This is a genomic window from Bacillus sp. JJ664 (genome assembly GCF_036962205.1).
Lineage (GTDB): Bacteria > Bacillota > Bacilli > Bacillales > Bacillaceae_G > Gottfriedia.
In genome coordinates, this window is record NZ_JBALMS010000067.1 from 1 (window position 1) to 5458 (window position 5458).

6 protein-coding genes are annotated in these 5458 nt (G+C 34.4%); 1 reads left to right on the plus strand and 5 read right to left on the minus strand.

Annotation, left to right across the window (positions count from 1 at the left end; translation table 11 throughout):
- Window positions 1–32 precede the first annotated feature (32 nt).
- Window positions 33–530 carry an NUDIX hydrolase gene (locus tag V7056_RS12160; RefSeq protein WP_499702277.1) on the minus strand — a complete coding sequence of 166 codons (498 nt, stop codon included), beginning with the start codon at window positions 528–530 and terminating at the stop codon, window positions 33–35.
- Window positions 531–667: 137 nt separating this feature from the next.
- On the opposite strand from V7056_RS12160, the gene V7056_RS12165 reads away from it, so the two are divergent.
- Window positions 668–862, plus strand: a complete 195-nt coding sequence (locus V7056_RS12165; RefSeq protein WP_499702278.1) for a hypothetical protein — start codon at window positions 668–670, stop codon at window positions 860–862.
- 55 nt (window positions 863–917) lie between these two features.
- Here V7056_RS12165 and V7056_RS12170 read toward each other — a convergent pair whose 3' ends face one another.
- From V7056_RS12170 to V7056_RS12185, 4 genes are all read right to left on the minus strand, one after another.
- Window positions 918–1355, minus strand: coding sequence for a BrxA/BrxB family bacilliredoxin (locus tag V7056_RS12170; RefSeq protein ID WP_499702280.1), 438 nt, complete (start codon window positions 1353–1355; stop codon window positions 918–920).
- A 77-nt stretch (window positions 1356–1432) separates the two neighbouring features.
- Window positions 1433–2419 (minus strand): methylmalonyl Co-A mutase-associated GTPase MeaB, encoded by a 987-nt coding sequence (gene meaB, locus V7056_RS12175; RefSeq protein WP_499702282.1) that lies wholly within the window; start codon window positions 2417–2419, stop codon window positions 1433–1435.
- A 4-nt stretch (window positions 2420–2423) separates the two neighbouring features.
- Complete coding sequence (scpA, locus tag V7056_RS12180) at window positions 2424–4418, minus strand: methylmalonyl-CoA mutase (RefSeq protein WP_499702314.1); 1995 nt, start codon at window positions 4416–4418, stop codon at window positions 2424–2426.
- A gap of 56 nt (window positions 4419–4474) precedes the next feature.
- Window positions 4475–5458: methylmalonyl-CoA mutase family protein (locus tag V7056_RS12185; protein WP_499702284.1), on the minus strand; the 984-nt coding region annotated here is incomplete at its 5' end.

The window sequence follows — 5458 nt, forward strand, 5'->3', positions numbered from 1 at the left end:
CTACAAAATGTGTATAATATTCAATTCATAAATTATTTCATTATACTAATTTGTTCTTTAACAACAACATCGACTACTCTAGATCCTTCATAATAAAAAGCATGATGATACATTTTAACGTCATTTAATAGTATAGGAAGAAAATATGGTATACATTCTCCAACCCCTTCATTTCGCTTGTCTGTCACCCAATCTATCAGCTTCCAGTCTAATATACCTTCATCCGTTTTTATAGGGGTGTTGTAATGCAGATCTTCAGCAACATCAGCTTTGAAAATATACATCCCACCAAAAACATGATCTTTTTCCTGCCACGTGACTAATCCTTTATGTGTAATTTGATCTAATTCTATGAATAACCCAGTTTCTTCTAATATCTCCCTTTGTACCGATTCTTCTATTGTTTCATTCATTTCAATCTTTCCTCCAACACCATTCCAGATTCCCATTGTTGGAGCTTTGAATCTATTTAACATTAATAATTCCGATTTCCGCTGTATAAAACATAATGTATATTTCAAGATTGACACGAGCCTTTCAATGATTAGTTTCGTTCTTTTTCACTTATTATGGCATAATTTGCTATTAATTTGTCAGCTAAATTAACTTTACTAATTATTTAGAATATTTTAAAATTTATTATATAAATGATATTGGAGGGGTATAAGTGGACCAATCAAATGTAATTGATTTAAATCAATATCGAAAATTACGCAAACACAGAATAGGCTCCTTTGCATTTCGAGCAGATCATGATGAATCAGTACATATTGATGCACTTATGCTTCTAATCGTTACATGTTCCATTGGAATCATATCTTTTTTTCTTATATTGTATATTATTTTTAATATTTTCAATTAAAAATCTAAGCTACATAAAAAAGTACAAAATGCTGAGCATTTTGTACTTTTCTTTTTTAGACTTGTTCGCAATATTGGTCAAAATAGTATTGAAGTTTTTGAATAACTTGCACTGGATCATGTCCCTCTATTTCATGACGTTCTACCATTGCAACTAGTTCACCGTCTTTTAACAAAGCAAATGAAGGTGATGATGGCGCTTTACCTGTGAAATACTCACGAGCTTTTGCTGTTGCTTCTTTATCTTGCCCTGCAAATACTGTAACAAGTTGGTCAGGTCTTGCATCATAATGAACGGCATGTGAAGCAGCAGGACGTGCAATCCCCCCAGCACAACCACATACTGAGTTTACCATAACTAAAGTTGTTCCCTTCTTTACAAGAGCTTCATCTACTTCTTCTGGTGTTTTTAATTCTGTATACCCAGCTGCTGAAATTTCTTGACGCGCAGTATGAACAACATCATTCATAAAAAAATTAAAATTCATATTCATATTTATCTACCCCTTATATACTTTTCTTCATCTTACCAATTGATCGTCTCATTATTCAAGCTTTTGAACTCGAATATTTATTTGTTGAAGGAACGAATGATCTTTACAACAACATCTTGCATATCAATCCCTTTATTCATAAATTCTTCTTCGCATTCCATTAGTTTTGTTTTAACATTTTCATTGTTAAAAAATGATTGAATGACTCGATCTTTTACTGAACGATGAAACCATTTTCTATTTTGTTGTATCCTTAGATTAGAATGATAACTATTCATATTCATCAATTCTAAAAACAGATTGGTCTTTCGTAAAAATTCACTCATGCCTAGACCGGATTCCGTCGAAGTGGGCATAACTACCTGTTTCCAGTTAGGCGTTGGTGAAGAGACAAGTTTCATCGTCTGTTTCATTAATGAGGCCGTATACTTTGTAAGTTCAATTAACTCCCCATCACATTTATTAATCACAACGAAGTCGACAAGTTCTAGTATGCCTCTTTTAATGCCTTGTAAATCATCGCCACCTCTAGCCAATGTTAATAAAACCATACAATCAACATGCTCTCTAATACTTCCTTCGCTTTGACCGATTCCGACCGTTTCAATTAATGTATAATCAAAACCAGCAGCTTCACATAATAGTATGGTTTCATACGTATTAGCATGTACTCCCCCAATCGTTCCGTTCGATGGAGAAGGTCTTATAAATGCAAGTGGGTGATGTAATAATTCTGTCATTCGTGTCGAGTCTCCAAGTATGCTCCCACCGGTAATAGGACTACTAGGATCAATTGCTAAAACTGCAACTTTTTTACCAGACTCACATAAATCTTTACCGAAATATTCTATAAATGAACTTTTACCAGCTCCAGGAATACCAGTAAATCCGATTCTAAAACTCTTTCCTGTATAAGGTAGAATTTTACCAATCAATTCATTTACAAACATCTTATCATCATACTTTTGACTTTCAACTAAAGTAATCGTTTTTGCAAGAGTTGTCAAATCGCCAGAAAGAATTCGATTAATCGTTTCTTGAATAGATAACCGTCTTCCATTCATTTGATTAATCCTCTTTAGATAAACAGTTTAGAATCTTTTCCGCAGCCTCGGTTAATACTGTTCCTGGCCCAAAAATCGCACTTGCGCCATTATTTAGTAAGAAATCATAATCCTTTTCTGGGACAACTCCACCTACAAAAATCGTCATGTCATCTCTTCCTAATTTTTTCAACTCATCTCTTAATAGGGGCAATAATTCTTTATGCCCACCAGCTAAAGAGCTCATCGCAACACAATGAACGTCAAATAAAACCGCTGCCTTTGCTACTTCAGCAGGAGTTTGGAATAGTGGACCAACATCCACATCAAATCCAAAATCGGCATAAGCAGAAGCTACTACTTTAATCCCGCGATCGTGACCATCCTGACCTATTTTCGCCATAAAAATCCTTGGACGGCGTCCTTCTTTTTCTGTAAACTCAGCTACTAAATTTTGAATACGCTTTACTTCATCTTCGTTTTTATGCACAGACGAGTACACCCCTGTCACAGTTTCTACCTTCGCAATATGTCTTGGCGCATATTTTTCAATCGAAGCAGATATTTCACCTAGTGTCGCACGTACTTTTGCACATTGAATAGCGATTTCAAGTAAATTTCCTTCTCCTGTTTTTACACAGTTCTCTAATGTTTCTAGCCAGTATTCAACCTCTTTTGTATTCCTGCTTTCTTTCAGTTGTTTTAATTGATTTAGTTGCTGTTCTCTTACTTCATTGGCATTAACGGACAATACATCTTCAATTTCTTCCTCATCTATACTAAAACGGTTCACACCGATAATGACATCTTCTCCACTATCTATTTTCGCTTGTTTTGCGATTGCAGCTTCTTCTATTCTCATTTTCGGAATCCCTTTTTCAATCGCTTGTACCATACCGCCCAATTCTTCTATTTCTTTCATATATACCCATGCTTTTTGAACTAATTCGTATGTTAACTCTTCTATTTTATGAGAACCTCCAAATGGGTCAACAACATTAGTCAACCCACATTCATGTTGTAAAATTAATTGTGTATTTCTTGCAATTGAAGCCGAATTCGGTGTTGGAAGAGCAATTGCTTCATCAAAGGCATTTGTATGTAATGATTGTGTTTGTCCGAATACCGCAGCGAGTGCTTCAATCGTTGTTCTAGCAATATTGTTCATCGGATCTTGTTTTGTTAAACTCCATCCAGAAGTTTGACAATGTGCTCTAAGCATATAACTCTTTTTATTTTTCGGATTAAATTGGAGCATCATTTGTGCCCAAAGAAGTCGTCCCGCTCTTAATTTAGCAATTTCTGTTACAAAATCCATTCCAATTCCCCAAAAAAAGGATAATCGTGGAGCAAACTCATCAACAGTTAGACCTGCTTCTAATCCAGTTTTTACATACTCTATACCGTTTAAGATTGTATAAGCTAACTCTATTTCAGTTGACGCTCCTGCTTCTTGCATATGATAACCAGAAATGCTAATCGGGTTAAATTTCGGCATGTTTTTTGAGCAATACGAAAATATATCACCGATTATTCGCATTGACATTTTCGGAGCATATATATATGTGTTTCTTACCATATATTCTTTTAGTATGTCATTTTGAATCGTACCGGTGAGTTTAACTGTATCTACCCCTTGCTCATTTGCTGCAACAATATAAAACGCTAAAATTGGAAGTACTGCGCCATTCATTGTCATTGATACAGAAATATCTTGTAATGGAATTCCGTCAAACAGTACTTTCATATCCTCTACTGAGTCAATAGCCACTCCTGCTTTACCAACATCCCCAACAACTCGATCGTGATCAGAATCATAACCTCTATGTGTTGGTAAATCGAAAGCAACTGACAACCCTTTTTGACCTTTTGCTAAATTTTGTTTATAGAAAGTATTACTATCTTTCGCCGTTGAGAATCCTGCATATTGTCTAATTGTCCAAGGTTGTGTAACATACATTAATGGATAAGGTCCTCTTACAAATGGAACTTGACCAGGATATGATTTTGGAATATTCATTTCTAGATGTAGATTAGGTGTCGCTACGGGAAAAGGTTTCTTATGAAAGGTCTTTCTCATTTTTGCACCTCGATCTTCATTAATTCATTAATTAGATTTGGTAAATGGGTTATTTCAGACATAGAATACTGATCATCGTCACTTACTTCTTCTACTACTCTAACGATTATTTTCTTTGGATTCATTAATTGAAAAAAATTCACTTTCTTTTCATCACCAGCGATAAATAAAACATCAGCATCAATTTTGTTTTTTAATCCGATTGAGTGTAACGTAAAAAGAATATTTTTCATCAAGTCTTCTTCCTGTTCACTTGCCCCTTCAAGAATCAAACAATCCCAACTTGCATTTAGTAGTTGATGACATTTTTCAATCCAATTACTAAAATGATAGATTTCTGGATCATGATTTAATTCGTCTTGATCTTTTCCATTATATTTATTCGGTTCATGTCTCCGGTACGAATTTAATCCTACAAGCTTCACTTGACCTAACATCATTTTTTCAATCGATTTCTCTCTTTCAACCGCAATCTCTTTTTCTAATTCACCTGATTCAATATATTCTTTATAGCCACCATTGCTTTCGACTTGTAAAAAGAGATCCCAAGCACCCACACACAGTTCTTGCGTCAATTCCTCCAAATAATAGCAACCTTTTACAATATTGCCGAATTCTTTTAATTTACTTTCATAGTTCAATAAATGAAAAATATTTTCTGACCATCTCTTAGCATCCTCGGTATTTTCATATGGAATCAATTCTATGAAATTGGCCTCCCCAATCATGCCTGCAATCACTTCTACTGTTTTTCTAATTAAATTTAATTGAGGTTCCTCTTTCGTAATCGTTCTTGTCGAAGTCACCGCTTTAATCGGTATGTCAATTGCAATATCCTCTTCAGTCATAAACTCTCTTAATATAGTCGGCAGTAACAAACGGAAAACTTGTAATTTTGAAATAGATCCGAAAAAATCTGTATCAATATAAACCTCTAATTGTAATTCCTTGATAAATTGGTCTAATTCATCATTTTCTTT